The sequence below is a fragment of the Paenibacillus woosongensis genome (assembly GCF_030122845.1).
GTDB lineage: Bacteria > Bacillota > Bacilli > Paenibacillales > Paenibacillaceae > Fontibacillus > Fontibacillus woosongensis_A.
In genome coordinates this window covers 929,841-948,276 of the sequence record NZ_CP126084.1, presented here as the reverse complement: position 1 = coordinate 948,276, position 18,436 = coordinate 929,841, and the positions used below count along the sequence as shown (strand labels likewise).

Below are 18,436 nucleotides of genomic sequence, written 5' to 3'. Positions count from 1 at the left end.
TTGCAGGTGTACGCAGAATTTCAATTCCACCAACGCTGGAAGCCCTTGTGTATCAAGGTTTCTCAGCAATTGACGGCGTTGAATCCACTCAGCCTATTCCCACTCAATCGTCGCCGGCGGCTTCGATGTAATGTCATACACCACACGGTTAACGTTCTCTACCTCGTTGACGATGCGCACCGAAATCTTCTCCAGCACATCCCACGGAATACGCGCCCAGTCGGCGGTCATGCCGTCGATGGAAGTGACCGCGCGGATGCCGACGGTGTAGGAGTATGTCCGGGCATCGCCCATAACCCCAACGCTCTTCATGTTCGGCAGGGCCGTAAAGTACTGCCAAATTTCGCGGTCAAGACCTGCTTTAGCGATCTCTTCGCGCAGAATGTAGTCGGAATCGCGGACAATTTTGAGTTTGTCCTCCGTGACTTCGCCCAATACGCGGATGGCCAGGCCCGGTCCAGGGAACGGCTGTCTCCATACGATTTCCGATGGCAGACCGCATTCCTCGCCCACTTTGCGAACCTCGTCCTTGAACAAGGCCTTCAGAGGCTCAACGAGCTCAAACTTCATATCCTCCGGCAGTCCGCCGACGTTATGGTGAGACTTGATCGTCTGGGCCGTAGCCGTGCCGCTCTCCACGATATCGGTGTAAAGCGTACCTTGCGCTAAAAATGCGAAATCGTCAAACTGCTTGGATTCTTCCTCGAACACGTAAATAAACTCATTACCGATGATTTTCCGCTTTTGCTCTGGATCATCGACGCCTGCCAGCTTGGACAGGAAACGTTCGCGCGCATCAATCTTGACAACCTTCATGTCGAATTTGCCGACAAACGTCTCCATTACGCTCTCGGCCTCGCCTTTGCGCAGCAATCCGTGATCGATGAACATACAGGTCAACTGATCGCCTACCGCTTTGTGGATAAGCATGGCGACTACAGAGGAATCAACGCCGCCGCTCAGCGCACAGAGTACCTTCTTATCGCCGACCTGCGTACGGATATCCTGAATCGCATCCTCGATGAACGTCTCCATGCTCCAGTTGCCTTCGCATCCGCAAACTTCATACAGGAAATTGCGGATCATTTCATTTCCATGCACGGAGTGGCGTACCTCCGGATGGAACTGGACGCCGTACAACCGGCGCTCTTTGTTCGCAAAGCCAGCGATTGGAGCGTGCTCCGTCGATGCATCGACGACGAAGCCTTTCGGCAGTTCCACGACATGGTCGCCATGGCTCATCCATACCGTCTGCTTCGATTCCAGGCCTTTCGTGAGCGCCGAATGCTCGGCGAAATTCACGTCTGCCTTCCCGTATTCACGCTTAGCCGCACGTTCTACCTTTCCGCCGAGCTGATGCGCCATCAATTGCATTCCGTAACAAATCCCGAAAATCGGCACACCGATGTCATACACAGCAGGATCAATTTGCGGTGCATTTTCTGCATACACACTGGAAGGACCGCCAGAGAGAACGATGCCCTTAGGGGCCATTTCCCGCAGCCGCTCTACCGAAGTATTGTATGGCAACAATTCGCTGTATACACCCAAATCGCGAATTCTTCTTGCTATCAGCTGATTGTACTGTCCTCCAAAATCAAGAACGACAATCAATTCATTTGGCTTATTCATTACCGAGCCTCCCTCAATTCATGAACCTAATTATACGAAACGACAAAAGTAGTCGTCAAGAACGTTCGGAAGACATCTTATCCACGGCGCAGAGCCAAATTTCGGCATAACTCCAGAAAATTTCGGCTATTCATCCGGTCGGGTCTGAATCCTCCATAATAGAGTAATTCCCATTCCCGGACAAACTCCTCTAATTTGCCAAGATTAGCCGTTTCTTGAGCACCTAGAAAATCCACGTATTCTCTGGCGGTCATGCCTTCCGGTTTATTTCCATACATGCGGTAAATCTGCTGCCAGACCCGGTCGGCGATATGCAGCAGCAGCTTCTGGTCAGGAAAACGGCTGCGCGGCCGGGCAATGATCCGCTGAAGCGTTAATAAATCGCGCCAGACCGTACTGTTTCTCCCCATCCACATGATCAACCAAATCATAGGCCACACGCCAAGTAATCCGGCAGTCCAAATCAACGGCGCTTTTACTAATGATTTCCATAAGATGAGCATTCCATGATCCAGCATAGATTTTATAGCTGCAGGCAGGACCGATGCACTGTTCGCGAATTCCCGAATCCATGCAGGCAGAAACTGACCGCTTATCCGGGGCGAAGCCGACAAGATGGAATCGTAGCCCGGGGTCGGGTCGAACGGAACCCAGCCCTCCCCAGGAAAATACACCTCCACCCACGCATGGGCATCCGCATACGATATCGTGTACAAGTCAGGCTCTTCCTTGCTTCGCTCTCCAGGCGTGAAGCCTTTGACCCAGCGGGCTGGAATGTCGCCGCTGCGCAGCAGCACGACCATAGCTGTAGAGAAATGGTCGCAATAACCCTGGCGGTCAACAAACAGGAACCGGTCGACAAAATCTTCATCCGCTGGCGGGATCGCCGAATTCAAATTGTAGGAGTAATGCTGCTTCAAATATTTAGCTATGGCCATCGCCGCATCATAGCGATTGCCGGTGTCCTGCACGAGCGATTTACCCAGCTCGCGAACCCGCTCCGGCAAGCTATCCGGCAGCTGCAGATACCGCTCGCTAATCGATGCCGGTTCTCCATCTTCCAGCTGCCTGAGATACCCTCCGGCTGTCGGCTGCCGAATGACCGTCAGCTCGTAGCCCTGGATCCCCTCCATTGAAGAAGTCTGCTGAGCTTGTCCGGCTCTGTCCAAATACATGGCTCCGGCAGCTTGGTCAAACCTGGCGGCAAACGGAACGCTCCTGCCCTCCCCGACAAATACGTGGTCGACTTGGACCGGAATGCCTCCGCTCAGCAGCGGCAGCTGCCCTGTAACTGGCTTCTGAAACGTGATCGTTTGCCGGATCTTGCTGCCGCCCGCGATAACATCTTCCTGCGGCAGCAAGCCAGTTCCCTCCCCGCTAGCAAGCACTTGCACTTCCTCTCCCGTCGCAGGTTGCAGCCAGCCGCGGCCAGTGTACACGCTTTTACTCTCCCCCCGCCAATAAACAGAAACCGGAGATTTCGCCGTAAAATACGTATCCCACCGGAGCTGGAGCGGCGCACCGAGCTCACCGTCATCCCGCCCGTAGCCCGATACGCTCGAGCTCGTCACGCTTGCTTCGGCCCAGCCCTCCTTTTGATACCAGCCCTGAAGGCTTTTGATCAATGCCTGTAAAGGCTGCTGCTGAACCGGCTGGGCCGGCAGCAGAAGACTCATTGCCGCGGCGCAACCGACAAGTCCCGCAACCGTGAGGGGAGCCATGATTTTGTAAGCATGCTCCTTGTGTGATTTTCCATTTTTAAATGAAGGTTTCTGCTTGATATACCCCTGTTCCCTCATCTGCATGGCAAACGCATAGCACTGGATCGCAAGGCCAATTCCCGCTGCCCGCGCCAGGTTATAAAATATCGGGGCATCGAAGATCAGCTCGATTGTCAGCAAATAAACGATGACGACCGCCAGGAACAGCAAAATCGTCTGCCTGCCGATGGCCAGCATCTGAACAGATACGACCAGCAAGCTCCACCCGATCAGCAAGAGCAGCATTCGCAACTCCGGACTCGCTTCGTTCAGCCGCCCCGTTTGAAATACCGCAGCGATATCCTGAGCCACAACAGTTCCATACCCGCTAATCCACGACATGCCTTCCTGCAACCCGAACATATAGAACAATGTCCCGCCAATAAGCATCAAGTACAACACCGCCTGCACCCATGTGGCCAGTCGCAGAGAACCGGCCAGTAGAAGAGCTGCCGTCAGGTAAAGAAAGACGGTAACCACCCTTCTCTCATGCTCAACCACAATGGCGTAAAGAGGGTACAAGCATTCCGCAAAAAGGGCGTACAGCAGCAGTGAAACTGCTATTCTGTGCAGCCACGGCCGGAAAGCTTCCTGCTTGCCGGAACGAATGGGATACTCCCGAGCCTGCTGCTGCAAGCTAGGCAATGCCATGATCTCTTCCTCCCCTGCCCGGCTTCATCTGTACGGAGGCCGAGTCGTATAGAAGCGGAACCATCCGGATTCCATGCGAGCTCAATTGAGCAGACCAATGCCCGGCAGACTTCTCCCAATGCTCAGCACCGCCGTTCCCTATGCCAGCCTCTTCTACATCCGAGCCGTGTACAGCTTCATCACTGGATTCGCCAGAGCACCATACATCCAGCACCGCTCCAGCGTCGGCCATTTGCAGCAGTCTGGCGACAAGCGAAGAAGTCAAGCATCCGGTGATTATCGTGATCCGCTGCCCAGGTACAACCAAGTGATTCCATGATCTGGCTCCATTCAATGACGCGAACCGCTCGCTGTCAAGCTGAACCTGCGCTAACACCTCAAGCCCTTCATACAATCCTTCTCTTCCAATTAGCTGCAGCGTATTGTTGCCCAGCCCCGGGCGAAAATAATACGCGTCCGTCCCCTCGCTCTGCCGCTGCAGCCATGCCGCCGCTGCAGATACGGCTATCTCAAAAATTTCTCCCCGTTCCGGAACGAAATAAGATGCCGGTTCCGTATCCAGAATCAGACAGGCTGGCCATGCGTAAACTTCCTCTGGAGCACGGGTAATCAGCTCGCCGCGGCGAGCGCTTATTTTCCAGTGGATCGATTTCACCGGATCGCCCGGCTCGTAGGCCCTTAAGCGGCTGCCCCATAGCGGGGCATATTTCAGCGACATATCAGCGCGTCCGCCGTCTCCGTCGTTTCCTCCCAGCATCTCGTCCCATGCCGCGATATAAAGCGGAAGCGGCTGAACAAGCAGCTTATCCCTTCCCTGCAGGCGGCGGACCCGTTTGAACCAGCCGAACACGTCGCCCCATGCGACCGTCGTGCTTCCTTCGGTATACAGCCCGCGGGCCACTCCGCTCAAACGGTATGTACCACTGTAGTTACGTTTAAACCCTGAAAACAGCAGCCTTCCTCTTTCTTGCTCAAGTCCCGCCAAATCATCTTCGACCTGAACCCAGAGCGGAGGGATTCCGCCTTCCAGGCTAATCTGGAGTGTCACCTCGATTTCTTCCCCTTCGTAGGGGGCCGAAGGCGCCCAAGTGCGGCGGACAGTAACCCTTGTTGGCCCGCACAACTGGCTAGCGGCACCTACAGCTCCAATAAGCAGCGCCAGCAGGAGAAGAAATAACGAAGCTCCTCCTCCTTTCCAGGCATAGAGCGCCCCTAGAACTCCTATGACTGGTACGCCTGCCATCCATGCTCCAACCCCGCTGCCCATCATGATGACGCACCCCGCTGCTGCTGAAATACGGGTACCTTCCCCTGGGACAATAAATCCTCCACAATGTCTTCTCCGTGCAGCCCCGCCAGTTTCGCCTCGGGCTTCAGCATAAGCCGGTGGGCCAACACCGCGGTCGCTACCGCCTTGGCGTCATCAGGAATTACATAGGACCGCCCTTTATAATAGGCCATCGCTTGCGCGGCCCCCATCCAGGCCAGTGTACCGCGAGGACTGATTCCGAGCGCAAGCTGGGGATGGTGGCGGGAGGCATGGGCAATTCCCACTAAATATTGCTTGATCCGCTCATCGACAAGCACCTTTCTGACCTGGCGCTGTATCTGCCCCATCTCCTCAAGCAGCAGCACGGGGCGGATATCTTCAACAGGAGTTCCCTCCTGCATCCGGCCAAGCATCTCCACCTCCTGCTCAGGCTGCGGATAACCTAGGGAAATACGCATCAAAAACCGGTCAAGCTGGGCTTCCGGCAAACGGTAAGTCCCTTCGTAATCCAATGGGTTCTGTGTCGCCAGCAGCAAAAAAGGCTTCGGCAGCGGATGGGTAACCCCGTCCACCGTCACTTTGCGCTCTTCCATCGCCTCCAGTAAGGCCGACTGGGTGCGCGGAGCCGCGCGGTTAATTTCATCAGCCAGCACGATATGCGCCATGACCGGTCCTGGCCGGAATTCAAATTGTCCCGTTTGCGCCCGGTACACCGACACCCCGGTTACGTCAGAGGGCATCAGATCCGAGGTGAACTGGATTCTTCCAAACGTGCCGCCAAGACAGGCGGCAAGCGTACGCACCAGCAGCGTCTTGCCAACCCCGGGCACATCCTCGAGCAGAATATGTCCGCCCTGCAGCATGCAGACGACGGCTAGCTCGATTTCCTTTCTTTTTCCTATTATTATACTGTCTACCCGGTTGACCAGCTTCCCGAGCAAATCCGCTGAATAATGATCTATCATAACCTGGCTACCTCCATTTTCGGCCGCTATTCTACCAACCATTGTCGCCAGAAACTACCTAAAATAGACGTATGTAAGAGAAACAGTCTTCCATCAGGACGCCCGTACCCGCCGCTCCTCTGTATTGGCCGTAACCGACATAATGTCATGCCCGGTTACCTCCAGCAGCGTACGCAGCGGCAGCCATAGGAGCCCGTTTCTCCATTCCAGGCTTGCTGTAAATCTCTTTTCGCTTTCCCCGGGGGCTTCAACGACGATGGTGTCATCCGCCGAGCTGACAATGATTCTTGTATCTCCCCAGGTTGCAATCGCGCTTTTCTCCAGACCGTTCCAGCTGACCTCGGCCCCGAGCCGTTCCATGACTGCCCGCAGCGGTACTCTGAATTGTCCATCCCGGAGTTCGTATTCGCCAGCCGCAAGCTTCGTCTCCAAACCTCCTGCCTCAACATAAAGCGGCTCGCCAGGACCGAATAGTTCGGCGTTAGGAACGATATGGGCCTGGATCCAACCGCTTGAAGGCTGCGGTCGCTTGCTGTTCTTCATTTTAGGAGATACGGCAAACTGAACAGGCAGAACCTCGGGAGTTATCGCGCGGAATTCATACCCAAGCGACTTATAGTAGTCAATGATTTTGGGCAAAGCTTTCACAGTCTCCTCATGTCCGGCACCGTCATGCATTAACAATGTGACGGAGTCTCCTGGCTTGGCGGGAGTTGCATTTTGTATGATTTCCGAGGCGGGAACCCCTTTGCGCTTGGAGTCGCCGCTGTCCAGATTCCAGTCGAAAACTTTATAGCCGCCTTGCTCCAGCAGCTGAAAATAAGCTGTATCGAAATGCCCGTACGTTCCGCCGGGCGCTCTGACCAGCGGAGTACGCTTTCCCGTAATATTGCGGAGCACTTCCTCCGTCTCCTTAATCTGGGACCAGAAAACGCCGAAGCTGGCATACAATTCATCATATTTATGATTGTAAGTATGGTTGCCGATCGCGTGTCCAGCCTCATTGATCCGGCTAATGATCTCCGGAAACCGCTTGGCTTGCTCGCCAAGCACGAAAAATGTGGCCGGCACGTCGGCTTTTTTCAATATGGCTAATACGTCATCCGTCCATTTGCTAGGGCCGTCATCAAAGGTAAGATAGATTACTTTGTTTGCTTCTTTTGGTTTGGATTGAGGCTGGGAAGCGGGTGTTACAGAAGATTGTTTCGAAGAGGATATTCTGGCAAAAGAAGCCGCCGATTCAGCGGGTTTGACCGCGCCAGCGGGCACCTTGAAGACGGCCGCCGCATCCTCAGGGGATTGGGCGGCTGCTTCAGGCATGATGCTCTGGCTCTCGGAATGGGGAATGAAGGATACGATAAGAACAATAGCAATTACTAAGCTAATCAGGCGAAACACCGGGAATCCGGCCAGCCATTGTGTATTCATATAAAATCTACCTCCGCGATTATATCAATTCATTGGGTTTCTGGTAGATTATATGAACGCCCTGCTCAAATTAGACTACGGCAAAATATCTTATTTTGCTATGTTAGTCCGCGATGTTACTTCGCCCCCTGGTCATCCCGCAGAGCTTCCAGCACCTTCTCCACATGTCCGGCTACCCGGATGCCGCGCCACTCCTTCTGCAGTCTGCCCTCCTCGTCGATCAGGAAGGTCGAGCGCACAATTCCTTCATATTCCCTGCCGTACAGTTTCTTCAGCTGCCATACGCCGAACATCCGGCTGACGCGGTGATCCTCATCGGCAAGCAGCGGAAAAGTCAGCCCATGCTTCGCTTTGAATTTATCATGCGATTTCACGGAGTCCCCGCTGATCCCGAGAACTACGGCTCCCTGCTCCCGCAGCACTTCGCTTTGATCGCGAAAATCGCAGGCCTGCTGCGTGCACGCCGGCGTCATATCCCTCGGATAAAAATATAGAACGACCTTGCGGCCGCGGAATTCGCTTAATGCGATCTCTTCTCCCCCATCCGCGGGAAGTTGGAAATCGGGAACCATTTCTCCTACTTGAACTTGCATATCAACCATGCAGCCTTAACCCCTTTCTAACTTCACAAATACGAAAATTGATTGTACCTACAAAAGAAATTATAATGGATGGGTATGCAATACATCCAATTTATGACGGTTCTCATCGTTATCCACCGAAAGGAACGAACAATATGACGAAACGCACGAAACGGGCGATCATCTGGTCCATCACTGGAATTCTGGTCGCCATCGCAGCCGTTGCGGCTTACTATTTTATCGCCATTTACAATCAAGTTGATAAATTCCAGAAGAAAGGCGAGGACTCCCCCTTCTACAATGTTCAGCCGGTCGAGACCAAGAAGGAAGCCGAGCCGCCAAAATGGGAGGGCACCGAGCAGGTCAATATCCTGCTGATGGGCGTGGACGCCCGCGGCCTGAAGAAGGGAGAGGTCCCCCGGTCCGACACGATGTTGGTCGCCTCCATCGATCCCGTGAAGAAGAAAGCCTACCTGTTCTCCATTATGCGTGATACCTATATTAAAATACCAGGCTACGGGTCGGACCGTATCAACGCTGCCATCACCCACGGCCCAAACAAAGCGATGGAGACAGTCTCTGAGCTGCTCGGCATACCAATTCAATATTACGTCTATACGGACTTCCAGGGCTTTATCGAGCTCGTGGATGCCATCGGGGGCGTGGACTTCTACGTAGAGAAGGATATGCGCTACACAAGCAAGGCCGACAACCATGAATACGATATCGATTTGAAAAAAGGCCAGCAGCACCTCGACGGCAATTCAGCCCTGCAGTACGTCCGATTCCGCCATGACGCTCTTTCCGACTATTCGCGGACAGAGCGCCAGCGCAATTTCCTCAAAGCGGTAGCCGACAAAATGATATCGACGACCTCGATTATGAAGCTTCCGTCAATTCTGGAGAAAGTGAATCCGTATATCGATACGAACCTGACGGTCAACGATATGTGGAAGCTGGCCACCGTTGCCTATGACAGCAAAATGGCGGGCAGCGAGCAAATTCCTCCGATGAAGCTGGTCGTAGAGAAGAAAATTAACGGCTCTGATGTTATAGCTGTCCGAAGCGAGGATGAGTTAAAGCAATTCGTTCAGGATGTATTTAACGCGCCGGATGAACCAGAACAGGACACAGACAGCGATAACAGCCCGGCAGGAGCGGCGGATACAGACAAGAGTACGAGTACTGGCGCAGGCGCCGGAACTGGAACCAGCAGAAGCACGGGCGCAGGTTCCGGATCTCCCCCTGTTGCGGATACCTTCCGGAATTGATCATTGATCCGCCTAACACCTACTTGAAAGGAAGATGTACCTCATGAACCGGATTCAATCCGAACGATTATACGAAGAAGCTCTCCAGCATATTGTCGGCGGCGTCAACAGCCCCTCCCGCTCTTTCAAAGCGGTTGGGGGCGGGGCGCCCGTTTTTATGAATAAAGCGGCTGGCTCCCATTTCTGGGACGTAGACGGCAACCGCTATGTCGACTATCTCGGAGCATACGGCCCGATCATTACCGGCCATGCTCACCCGCATGTGACCCGCGCCATTCAGGAAGCAGCGGCTAACGGCACCTTGTACGGTACGCCAACCGAGCTGGAGATTACCCTGGCTAAAATGTTAAAGAGCGCAATCCCTTCCATGGACAAGGTCCGCTTTGTCAATTCCGGGACAGAGGCCGTCATGACGACCATCCGCGTAGCACGTGCGTATACCAAGCGCAATAAGATCATCAAGTTTGCCGGCTGCTATCATGGCCATTCCGACCTCGTGCTGGTAGCCGCAGGCTCCGGGCCTTCCACGCTCGGCATTCCCGACAGCGCCGGCATCCCGACCAGCATCGCCCATGAAGTGATTACCGTACCGTTTAACGATGCTGGAGCACTCCAGGCCGCCCTGAACAAATGGGGCGACGACGTAGCTGCGGTGATGGTCGAGCCGATCGTCGGCAATTTCGGCATGGTCATGCCGAAGGAAGGCTTCCTTGAGGATCTCTGCAGACTTGCCCGGCAATATGGCGCACTCGTCATCTATGACGAAGTGATTACCGCCTTCCGCTTCCATTACGGCTCTGCCCAGACATTTAGCGGACTCGCCAATCACGAAGCGATCCGGCCGGATTTGACTGCGCTCGGCAAAATCATCGGAGGCGGACTGCCGATCGGCGCATATGGCGGCAGCAAGGAAATCATGGAGCAGGTCGCTCCGCTCGGCCCGGCATACCAGGCCGGAACGATGGCCGGCAACCCGGCTTCCATCTCGGCGGGAATTGCCTGCCTGGAAGTATTGCGGGAAGAAGGCGTCTATCCGGAGATGGAACGGCTGGCCGTCAAGCTGACAAACGGGCTGGCGGATTCGGCGAGCCGTTACGGCATTCCGCTGACGATTAATCGGATTGCCGCAGCATTCTCGACGCATTTCTGCGACCATCCGGTTACCAACTATGAGGAAGCGCAGGATACGGACAGCGAACTGTTCGCCGCCTTCTTCCGGGCTATGCTGAATCGGGGCGTCAACCTCGCGCCTTCCAAATACGAGGCCTGGTTCCTGACGACGGCCCATACAGACGAGGATATTGATTTTACGCTGGAAGCGGCAGAAGCTTCCTTCCGTGAGATCAGCGGCAAATAAATATTGCAAACACAAGAAGGGCGTCCCACGCGAACATGCGGGGCGCCCTTCTCTTTATTGATGACAGCCGAAGCCGTAAGATTATAAATTGATAAATACCGTTTTGCTCTTCTCGGAATACTGTATATCGAGCCCCAGGCCTTGGGCAAGCACAGCTAAAGGAACGTAGGTTTTGGCTTCCTGGCCGATTTTATACAGAAAAGCCGGGTTATGCGTAGCGAGCAACTCGCCATTCGCAATCACTTTGCTCGAGCCAATTGGGATGACAATCGTCCGCCCGCTGTACGTCACTGTAGCCGTGCTGCTGCGGCTGTCCCATCTCGCGGAAGCTCCGATTGCCTCCGTAATATCCTTGAGCGCCAGAAAGGTCTGATTATGAAGGAGCACCGGAGTATATGGTGTTTGCAGCTTCTCGCCCTTCACCACGATATGAAGCGGTACGCCCTCCTTCAATTTCCCGTTCTCCCGGTAGCTTCCCCATGCCTCTTCGGCTACGACTTTGGCAATCGCTTCATACCCTGCCTGGCTAGGATGAATATCTCCGCCCGGCAAAATATGCGTCAGCGCAATTTCCCGCCCCTTGAACGCCTGCGCCACATGCGCCGCCTTCACAAGCTTGCCCTGGCTGGCATATTCGCCGGCAATCCCTTCAACCGCCACCGTAAACGTATCTGCGGCGTTTTCCAAATCGGTATACGCAGAGCCGGCGATCCTTTTAGGTACAGGCTGGTATTGATCCATCAGGATAATTTGGGCCCGAGGATTGATTGCCGTCAAATCATCGAGGATCTCCCGTACGTTGAGCGTGTATGCAGCCAGAAGCTCCCGCCCCTTGGCTTCGATTTCAGCCGGGCTGTAGTACGCAATATCCGTAAGCAAACTATATAGGTCATTGCCGCCGATCGTAATGGTGATCAGATCCGCTTGCTCCAGCGCCGCCCGGGTATCGGCGATTCCCGCGCAAAGGCGGCAATGCGCGGATCGGGCAAGCCGCGCTGAATTGCTTCGGGTCGTATCGCCTCGCCACTTTGAATTGCGGATATATAATTTTTAAGCCCGCTGCTGGTCAGGCCTAGAATCCCAAAATTATGAACCTTCGTCCGGCCATAATACAGTCCCTGCTCCCTGAGCCGTTCCACATAGCCGTAAGGGACGCTCTTTTCATCCATGCCTGGTTCATAGCCTGCACTGATCGAGTCGCCCAGCGCAACGATATGATAGGCCTTCTCCTCCATCTGAACCGCTATAGCCCGCTCAAGGGCCTGATCTCCGGTCAAGGAACGCGATTCCACAGTCAGGAAGGTTACCGGAAAACAAAGCAGGGCCGCAAGCATAAGCAGGCTGGCTGCCGAACATCGTATCCCCATTTTTCTAACAAACAATGACCTCCACTCCTCATCATGCGCAGCCTGACAAGTATAAGGTCGATCAGTCTATCCTATCAATCAGACGCTTCAGCGATAGTATGTGATTCTGTGAAAATAAAAGCCCCGAATTATTCAGGGCTTTTGATGTCACGCGCAGTCTTCTTCAAATACTCATCATACCGTCCATCGATTTCCTTAGCCATGCTGCGGTATTTCAGCGTTTCCTCCACAATCGGGTCAAGCTCTGTTTGAATGCGGATTTCGTACTTATGAGGCAGGCTCTTACGCGTCTCCTCCTGCCGTTCCTCCTCCGTACGCTCCTCGGCATCGCCCAGCAATTCGCTTAGCTCTTTCTCCAATTTCTCGCGATCTTCGCTCATCCTGATACACTCCTTCATCCTAAAATGATTTAAGGAATTACAGAATAGAAAAAAATCCTCTTACTGCATGCCTGTTGCACCAGCGTCCTTCAGGGATTGCAGCAGCTCGCCGTGAATTTTGCCGTTCGTCGCCACCAGGTGACGCACGCCGAGATCATAAGGATTCCCTGACGTGTCTGTTACGATTCCTCCGGATTCCTTCACAAGGAGGGCGCCCGCTGCAACATCCCAGGCATTCAGCCCTACCTCATAATACCCGCTCAAGCGGCCTGCTGCCACATAAGCAAGATGGAGCGCAGCGGAGCCTCCCGCTCGAATGCTGCGCGTCTGCAGAGCTAAGGCGTTAATCCCTTTCATATTCGTCGGAAGCGCAAACTGACGATCCGGATTGAAGCCTACGGCCACAACGCTGCCGGACAGCTCCGCATCCTCTGACACCCTCGTAGGATTGCCATGCACGTAAGCGCCCTTGCCTTTCTCGGCTACGAATAGTTCATCCCGCAGCGGGTCATAAATTACGCCAACGATAACTTCTCCGCGATGAGCCAACGCGATCGACACGCAAAAAAATGGAAATCCGTGAACGAAATTCGTCGTGCCGTCCACCGGATCGACAATCCATAAATATTCCGAGGATCTCGCTTTGGCCAGAGCCGCTTCTGAAGCAGCAGCACCCGGCGGTACGCCTTCCTCGCCCAAAATATCATGATCCGGGAAATGAGTAAGGATCAGCTTACGAATCATCAGCTCCGCGCCTTTATCTACATCCGTCACCAAATCCTGTGGGGATAGCTTTGTATCTAGTTGTTTGTGCATGCCAAGCCTGCTCTTAATCCATTCCCCCGCTTTGGATGCGGAGTTGATCGCCACAGCTGTCGGACTTTTACTGCCCACCACGTTGTCGATTGGTTCCAATAGATTTCACTCTACTTTCTATCTTAATCTTGTAAATCTCTTCTCGTTAAACTATACGTCTTGAACCCTCTAAAGTTGCATCCATCTACCCCGTCCCGGCCTGATTCGGGCGGCTTGACCCGCTTTCCCTTTCCTTATGGAAAAAGCCCGTAACCAAAGCGCTGCATCTGCTTCGGAAACGAACTTTCCCCATCAATCATTTTACTTATGCACCAACGATATTATAACCGCCGTCGACAAATATAACTTCTCCCGTAATGCCGCGGGAAAGATGGCTTATCAGGAACATCGCCGTGTCGCCCACTTCCGCAGTTTCAGTCGTTCTGCGCAGAGGCGCCTTCTCCTCTACCTGCTTCAGGATCGAGTTGAAATCGCTGATGCCCTTGGCCGCGAGCGTACGGATCGGTCCTGCAGAGATTGCGTTCACGCGAATATTCTTCGGTCCGAGATCGTTTGCCAAATAACGAACGGATGCTTCCAATGCCGCCTTGGCAACGCCCATCACGTTGTAGTTGCGCATGACGCGCTCGGAGCCCATGTACGTCATCGTCATGATACTGCCGCCTTCCGTCATCAGCGGAGCTAGGCGTTTCGATACGGCTACAAGCGAATATGCGCTGATATCATGCGCCAGTGCGAAGCCTTCGCGGGACGTATCCGCGAATTCGCCGGCGAGGTCTTCCGCCTTAGCAAAGGCTATGCTGTGCACAACGCCATGCAGTACGCCGAGTTCGCTCTTCAATGTTTCCGCCAGGCGATCGATTTCTTCATCGACCGTCACGTTGCAAGGAAGAATGAGCGAATTGGGAATCGTCTCGGCCAGCTTGCGCACCCGGCCTTCCACCCGCTCGCTCTCATATGTAAATGCCAAACGCGCTCCTTGAGCGGCCAAGCTCTGAGCAATAGCCCAGGCAATACTGCGATCGTTAGCAACACCCATTACGATAATGTTTTTTCCTGCGAGTAAATCTCCCATATTAGAACATACCTCCAACTGAACACTGTATTTTAGTGCAGATTTTGTTTGGTTTATTTTAACTTATTTTTGTTCAACTTACCTTATTTTGCTGTCCTTTTCAAGCCAAAGCATGCCTTTAAGGCTGAATTCGTACGCTGGCCTCGCTCAGAAACTGCACGCCATCCCCCTCATATTGGCGCAAATCCTCCATAAGCATGAACAGGGCTCCGTCCTTCTGCTTCGCTTCCAGCATGACATCGACCCGCTTGGTCGCAGGCGCGATGGCCCGAAGAAAATCCAGCAGCGGCTGAGCGAGAACATGATCGGCATGACCTCTGGGGTCGCTCGCGCTTTTCGGGCTTGAGGCGTGGATTTTAGGCGGCAGCGGATCGGAACTCGGTGAATCCGCCTGGGCATGCGGCGATTGCCATGTGCGCTGTATACGGGGCCATAAATCCACGGGCTGCTCTCCTTCATTATTCACCCATTGATGATGAATATCGAGCACCATCGGAATGCCTAGCGCCTCGCACAGCTCCAGCGTCTCGAGGGCGTTGAACGTCTTGTCGTCATTCTCGAACGTCAGCCGGTTCTTGATGCTGTCCGGCAGCGCAGTGACATTTTCCCGGAACCGCTCGGCAGCCGACAGCTTGTCTCCGTAGGCGCCACCGACATGGATATTGTTCTTCGCCCGTCCATCCAGCCCCATGGCCTCAAGCATCGCAACATGGTGGCGCAGATCGCGCAGCGAGCTGTGCAGCACCTCGGGACGCGGCGTGCTTAGTACCATGAAATGATCCGGATGGAACGAGACGCGCATGCCGTGTTGTTTGACGAAATCCCCTACCTCCTGGAATTGGTCTTTCAGCGCCGCATAAGGATTCCAGTCGTACAGGGCGTCATGTGTCGCCAAGGGCAGCAGCTTGGACGAGAAGCGATATACCTTGATATCGTTCGCTTCGTTATGCCGAAGGAGCCGCAGTGTGTTGTGTAAATTGTCCGCCCCGATCAATTCCAGGCGGCGCACCGCTGCCTCCCGGTCGCTTAGACTGCTGAACGTCTTGTAAGTCATCGTCTTGGATGGAGATGCATTCTTCACGACCGTCGACATGGCTACGTAACCGAAGCGGACAATCAAGCGTTCTCCACATCCCCGAAGAACATTTCATGCGCAAGCGCCGTCTGCACCGCCGCTTCCTGCTCTGTCAACTGACGCACCAGCTGAAGCTCGACGGATGTAACTTCTTCCCCGTTAAAATTAATCTCGGATACACAGGCCGTAATTTTCACGATGGCCACGGCTTTATTGTCCGGCGAATAAGCAATAACCTTCTGACCCGTCGGATAGACACGCAGGCCTTCCTTCAGCATTTTTCCGCGCCCGTATTCCAGCAGTTCGTACAGCTCTTGCTCTTTTTTGAATTTGCATACTGAGTTGAATTCGGTTTGAAAGCCCATCATCGATCTTCCTTTCCATCTTCGTTCCCATTAATCCTAGCGAATCATGAGTTGATTGAATTACTGCAGACCGTTCTCAAAATTCAGATTCTGTCTGGCCTCATAGCGTTCTAAAGCGAGTTCAATCAGCCGATCGAGCAGCGCCTCATAAGAAACCCCCGTTTCACGCCACAGCAGCGGATACATGCTGTACGGCGTGAATCCCGGCATCGTGTTCACTTCATTAATCCAGACGGTTTGATCCGACTTCTTCACGAAGAAGTCCGCCCGGCACAGTCCGTTTCCTGATATCGCCTTAAACGCCCGTACCGCCAAATCGCGAATTTCTTCCGCAAGCTCCGTATCAAGCTCGGCAGGAATTAGCATTTGCGATTTGCCATCCAAATATTTGGCTTGGTAGTCATAGTATTCACTGGAAGAGACGATTTCCCCCGGAACGGATGCCAGCGGCTCGTCGTTGCCAAGCACACCGACCTCGATCTCGCGCGCGTCCACGAATTCCTCTACGATAACTTTCATGTCGAAGCGCAGCGCGGTAGCGACGGACGCCAGCAATTCCTCGCGGGATCTTGCCTTGGATATGCCGACGCTGGAGCCTAAATTGGCCGGTTTTACGAAGCAGGGATAACCCAGCTTCTCTTCAATTCCCTGAACGATGGCATGGCTGCCCCGGCTCCATTCGGATGCCGTGAAGTAGCAGTACTCGCACTGCGCCAGCCCCGCTTCGGCGAACAGCTTCTTCATGGCGACTTTGTCCATCCCGGCTGCCGAGGCCAGCACGCCCGCGCCGACATACGGCAGATCCGCCATTTCGAACAAGCCCTGGATCGTGCCATCTTCGCCGTACGTGCCATGCAGCAGCGGAAATGCGACGTCAATCGACCCTGTGCCCGCCGAAAGCTTCTCGAACAGCATATTGATCGCCGCGGACGTATTTTGCGCTCCGCTCTCCAGCTTAAGTTCATCCAAAGCGGCAAACGGGCCGGACAGCTTGTTTCCAACCCGCCATTCCCCGCGCTTCGTAATATAGAAAGGCAGCAGCTCGTATTTGTCATAGTTAAACGCCTGCGAAACCGCGAGGGCCGTTTGCAGCGATACTTCGTGCTCTCCCGATTTACCGCCGTAAATAAGTCCAACGGTGAGTTTGTCTTGTCCCATGAGTAACCTCTTTCTTTGATCGTCGTAATAGTTATCGTGCAGAATGATTTTCCACATAGCCCAGCTTCAACTCATCAAAAATGATCCACAATCCGAAAAAAGCGATACACGGTATTCTCGCTCCAAGCGTATGAATTCCGGTAATCCCAATATCGGTGCTTGCTCGGAGTAGTATGGGCATTCACCAGCGGCATTCCGCCGGCATCGAATGCGGTCACGATCGTGCTATGCTGATAGCTTCCGTCACCGTCCCAATCATAGATGATGACGTCTCCCATTTGGAGCTGCTCCGGGTTATCTACGGCTTCGGCTCGAAGCCCAGAATTACTGTGGGCCAATAGGCGCTCAAGAGCGTTAGCGACAGACCAGCTGTAGCTCCATGCCTCCCGGCCCTTGATATACCCTTTATACCACCAGCCCGATTCTCTTTTTCCAGTATAGTTTATTGGAGCCCCTCCTGCAAAGAGACACTGGGATATATAATTGGTACAATCCACTTCAAATTCGGCAAATTCGGGATTAAACCCATCCCACCAGCGATCGGCGTAAAGAACCGCATCCTCGCGCCGGTAAGGCGTGCTGCGCGAGGTTCGCGGGCCGAGCACTTGCGCATTAAGGTAAGGACCCGGCAGCTTGCCTAAGGCTCCCCCTTCTCCGCTGCCTCTATCCAGGGGCAGCTTGAACGGAGCATGGCGCTCGTCTGCAGGCTGTTCGATTCGCGTTATAATCCAGCCTCCGCCTTCCCGCTCCAGCGTCAGCCGCTGCCGGTCGATAACCTCCTCTTGATGGCGGGCTCCCCCTTTTTCATAATATGTCCTGCGGGCCATTTGGAGCTCAACCTCGATCTCGCCGGCCCGATTCTCGATTTCACGGAGCAGCTTGGCGCGGGTTTCGCAGCGAAGCGGGGTTGCCCGCCGTTCCTTGTACCATTCCTGAAGCCGGCGTTTGCGTTCACCGCGGCGCATTAAGTATTCCAAATCAGCCACAACGGCCTCGGCCTCAGCAGCCTTGGGGCGATAATCTACTTCGTCCTGATTATGCTGATTCACATATAGGGATAACGTTCTTCTCCATTCATCGCTCACTTTGAAATCCCCTCCTCATCACTCCCATTTATATGAAAGAACAGGATTGAGTATGTGCTGGAAAAATTACGCCGGGCAAGCGTGCAATACCGCAAAGAACAGGCCGTTTGCCAGCAAAAAGTACTTTACTCACAACAAGGAGAACGCTATACTTAGTGTAGTGATAATTTTGAAATAGCGTTTCATCTAGTGAAACAAGG

Annotated in this window: 16 protein-coding genes; 2 read left to right on the top strand and 14 right to left on the bottom strand. The window is 53.9% G+C overall.

Annotated features, from left to right (window positions below; translation table 11 throughout):
• Nucleotides 1-93: 93 nt before the first annotated feature.
• From guaA to bcp, 6 genes are all read right to left on the bottom strand, one after another.
• Nucleotides 94-1,632 (bottom strand): glutamine-hydrolyzing GMP synthase, encoded by a 1,539-nt coding sequence (gene guaA, locus QNH46_RS04185; RefSeq protein ID WP_283927053.1) that lies wholly within the window; start codon nt 1,630-1,632, stop codon nt 94-96.
• 77 nt (nt 1,633-1,709) lie between these two features.
• The gene (locus tag QNH46_RS04180; protein WP_283927052.1) at nt 1,710-4,043 is read right to left on the bottom strand and encodes a transglutaminase-like domain-containing protein; all 2,334 of its coding nucleotides are present in this window, start codon (nt 4,041-4,043) and stop codon (nt 1,710-1,712) included.
• A complete protein-coding gene (locus QNH46_RS04175) occupies nt 4,030-5,313 on the bottom strand; it encodes a DUF58 domain-containing protein (RefSeq protein ID WP_283927051.1) in 1,284 nt (427 codons plus the stop codon). The genes QNH46_RS04180 and QNH46_RS04175 overlap by 14 nt, the downstream gene beginning before the upstream one ends.
• Nucleotides 5,310-6,278, bottom strand: a complete 969-nt coding sequence (locus QNH46_RS04170; protein ID WP_283927050.1) for an AAA family ATPase — start codon at nt 6,276-6,278, stop codon at nt 5,310-5,312. The genes QNH46_RS04175 and QNH46_RS04170 overlap by 4 nt, the downstream gene beginning before the upstream one ends.
• Before the next feature lie 93 nt (nt 6,279-6,371).
• On the bottom strand, nt 6,372-7,706 hold the full coding sequence (locus tag QNH46_RS04165) for a polysaccharide deacetylase family protein (RefSeq protein ID WP_283927049.1): 1,335 nt from the start codon (nt 7,704-7,706) through the stop codon (nt 6,372-6,374).
• A gap of 116 nt (nt 7,707-7,822) precedes the next feature.
• The gene (gene bcp, locus QNH46_RS04160) at nt 7,823-8,308 is read right to left on the bottom strand and encodes a thioredoxin-dependent thiol peroxidase (protein ID WP_283927048.1); all 486 of its coding nucleotides are present in this window, start codon (nt 8,306-8,308) and stop codon (nt 7,823-7,825) included.
• 134 nt (nt 8,309-8,442) lie between these two features.
• Between bcp and QNH46_RS04155 the strand changes: the two genes are divergently transcribed.
• Both QNH46_RS04155 and QNH46_RS04150 read left to right on the top strand, forming a co-directional pair.
• Nucleotides 8,443-9,558: an LCP family protein gene (locus QNH46_RS04155; protein WP_283927047.1), complete on the top strand. Its 1,116-nt coding sequence runs from the start codon at nt 8,443-8,445 to the stop codon at nt 9,556-9,558.
• Nucleotides 9,559-9,601: 43 nt separating this feature from the next.
• On the top strand, nt 9,602-10,915 hold the full coding sequence (locus tag QNH46_RS04150; protein WP_283927046.1) for a glutamate-1-semialdehyde 2,1-aminomutase: 1,314 nt from the start codon (nt 9,602-9,604) through the stop codon (nt 10,913-10,915).
• A gap of 81 nt (nt 10,916-10,996) precedes the next feature.
• Here the strand turns inward: QNH46_RS04150 and QNH46_RS04145 are convergent, their stop codons facing one another.
• The 8 genes from QNH46_RS04145 to QNH46_RS04110 form a co-directional block, all read right to left on the bottom strand.
• Nucleotides 10,997-11,956: a stalk domain-containing protein gene (locus QNH46_RS04145; protein ID WP_283928346.1), complete on the bottom strand. Its 960-nt coding sequence runs from the start codon at nt 11,954-11,956 to the stop codon at nt 10,997-10,999.
• Nucleotides 11,957-12,410: 454 nt separating this feature from the next.
• Entirely contained in the window at nt 12,411-12,662 is a 252-nt protein-coding gene (locus QNH46_RS04140) for a hypothetical protein (RefSeq protein WP_155611929.1), read from the bottom strand.
• Between the two features lie 60 nt (nt 12,663-12,722).
• Entirely contained in the window at nt 12,723-13,559 is an 837-nt protein-coding gene (locus QNH46_RS04135; protein ID WP_430691918.1) for an inositol monophosphatase family protein, read from the bottom strand.
• Nucleotides 13,560-13,782: 223 nt separating this feature from the next.
• On the bottom strand, nt 13,783-14,553 hold the full coding sequence (gene fabI / locus QNH46_RS04130) for an enoyl-ACP reductase FabI (protein ID WP_283927044.1): 771 nt from the start codon (nt 14,551-14,553) through the stop codon (nt 13,783-13,785).
• 118 nt (nt 14,554-14,671) lie between these two features.
• On the bottom strand, nt 14,672-15,673 hold the full coding sequence (uvsE, locus tag QNH46_RS04125; RefSeq protein WP_283927043.1) for a UV DNA damage repair endonuclease UvsE: 1,002 nt from the start codon (nt 15,671-15,673) through the stop codon (nt 14,672-14,674).
• Nucleotides 15,670-15,993: a hypothetical protein gene (locus tag QNH46_RS04120; RefSeq protein WP_055106514.1), complete on the bottom strand. Its 324-nt coding sequence runs from the start codon at nt 15,991-15,993 to the stop codon at nt 15,670-15,672. Before QNH46_RS04120 ends, uvsE begins: the two co-directional genes overlap by 4 nt.
• A 60-nt stretch (nt 15,994-16,053) precedes the next feature.
• On the bottom strand, nt 16,054-17,151 hold the full coding sequence (locus tag QNH46_RS04115) for a D-alanine--D-alanine ligase (RefSeq protein ID WP_283927042.1): 1,098 nt from the start codon (nt 17,149-17,151) through the stop codon (nt 16,054-16,056).
• Between the two features lie 74 nt (nt 17,152-17,225).
• Complete coding sequence (locus QNH46_RS04110; protein WP_283927041.1) at nt 17,226-18,236, bottom strand: amidase domain-containing protein; 1,011 nt, start codon at nt 18,234-18,236, stop codon at nt 17,226-17,228.
• Nucleotides 18,237-18,436: the final 200 nt, after the last annotated feature.

Excerpts from the sequence above, each read along its gene's own strand:
- QNH46_RS04140 (WP_155611929.1), bottom strand. The coding sequence starts at position 12,662 with ATGAGCGAAGATCGCGAGAAATTGGAGAAAGAGCTAAGCGAATTGCTG.
- QNH46_RS04165 (WP_283927049.1), bottom strand. The coding sequence starts at position 7,706 with ATGAATACACAATGGCTGGCCGGATTCCCGGTGTTTCGCCTGATTAGC.
- QNH46_RS04155 (WP_283927047.1), top strand. The coding sequence starts at position 8,443 with ATGACGAAACGCACGAAACGGGCGATCATCTGGTCCATCACTGGAATT.
- QNH46_RS04150 (WP_283927046.1), top strand. The coding sequence starts at position 9,602 with ATGAACCGGATTCAATCCGAACGATTATACGAAGAAGCTCTCCAGCAT.
- guaA (WP_283927053.1), bottom strand. The coding sequence starts at position 1,632 with ATGAATAAGCCAAATGAATTGATTGTCGTTCTTGATTTTGGAGGACAG.
- bcp (WP_283927048.1), bottom strand. The coding sequence starts at position 8,308 with ATGGTTGATATGCAAGTTCAAGTAGGAGAAATGGTTCCCGATTTCCAA.
- QNH46_RS04120 (WP_055106514.1), bottom strand. The coding sequence starts at position 15,993 with ATGGGCTTTCAAACCGAATTCAACTCAGTATGCAAATTCAAAAAAGAG.
- fabI (WP_283927044.1), bottom strand. The coding sequence starts at position 14,553 with ATGGGAGATTTACTCGCAGGAAAAAACATTATCGTAATGGGTGTTGCT.
- QNH46_RS04180 (WP_283927052.1), bottom strand. The coding sequence starts at position 4,043 with ATGGCATTGCCTAGCTTGCAGCAGCAGGCTCGGGAGTATCCCATTCGT.
- QNH46_RS04175 (WP_283927051.1), bottom strand. The coding sequence starts at position 5,313 with ATGATGGGCAGCGGGGTTGGAGCATGGATGGCAGGCGTACCAGTCATA.
- QNH46_RS04170 (WP_283927050.1), bottom strand. The coding sequence starts at position 6,278 with ATGATAGATCATTATTCAGCGGATTTGCTCGGGAAGCTGGTCAACCGG.
- QNH46_RS04115 (WP_283927042.1), bottom strand. The coding sequence starts at position 17,151 with ATGGGACAAGACAAACTCACCGTTGGACTTATTTACGGCGGTAAATCG.